1 pseudogene is annotated in these 838 nt (G+C 72.6%); it reads left to right on the forward strand.

From position 1 onward, the window contains the following. Positions 1-838: pseudogene (locus FV228_RS31210) on the forward strand (ABC transporter ATP-binding protein); the annotation flags it as partial.

The following is an 838-nucleotide window of genomic DNA, read 5'->3' on the forward strand; positions in this document are numbered from 1 at the left end:
CCGCCGGACCATGCGGGCGGCCCTGGCCGCCAAGGGGGCCGAGCGCCTGGTCGAGCCGTTCGACCCGGCCCGCTACAACCATCAGGCGAGCATCGGCGAGAACATCCTGTTCGGCGAGCCGGTGGGCGGGGCCTTCGCGCCCCTGCGGTTCGCCCGCCATCCGTACCTGCGGGCGGTGCTGGAGGCCGAGGAGCTGGTGCGACCGCTCACCGAGATCGGCCTGTCGGTGGCGCGCAGCACCGTGGAGATCTTCGCGGATCTGCCCAACGACCATTCGCTCTTCGACAACTATTCGCTGTTCCAGGCCTCGGAGCGCGGCTACTTCGAAGATCTGGTGGTTCGCCTGCCCAATGCCGCGAGCCTGCGCCGCGGATCGGCCGGCCAGCGCGACCGCACCCGGCTGATCGGCCTGGCTTTGCGCTACAGCGAGTCCCGCCACCGCTTCGGGCTGATCGACGCCGCGTTCGAGCGGCGGCTGGTCCAGGCGCGTCGCTCCTTCGCCCGGATGCTGCCGCCCCACCTCGCCGGCGCCGTCGAGTTCCACGATCCCGGCCGGGTCAATCCGGCCGCCAGCTTGGAGGAGAACCTGCTGTTCGGCCGGATCAGCCTCGGCGAGGCCAACGCGGAGCCCCGGGTGCGGGCGCTGGTGCAGCGCGTGCTCGCCGACGAGGGCCTCGAAGCCTCGGTCTACGGGCTCGGCCTAGACAGCAAGGTCGAGATCCAGCCCAGCACCGGCGCGCTGGCCGACGGCGCGATCAACGCCCGGGAGCGCGTCGCGATCGAGCTGGGCCGCTGCCTCGCCCGCGAGCCCGACATCCTGGTGGTCGCGGTGGCGCCC

The organism is Methylobacterium sp. WL18 (assembly GCF_008040015.1).
In the GTDB taxonomy this organism is placed as follows: domain Bacteria; phylum Pseudomonadota; class Alphaproteobacteria; order Rhizobiales; family Beijerinckiaceae; genus Methylobacterium; species Methylobacterium mesophilicum.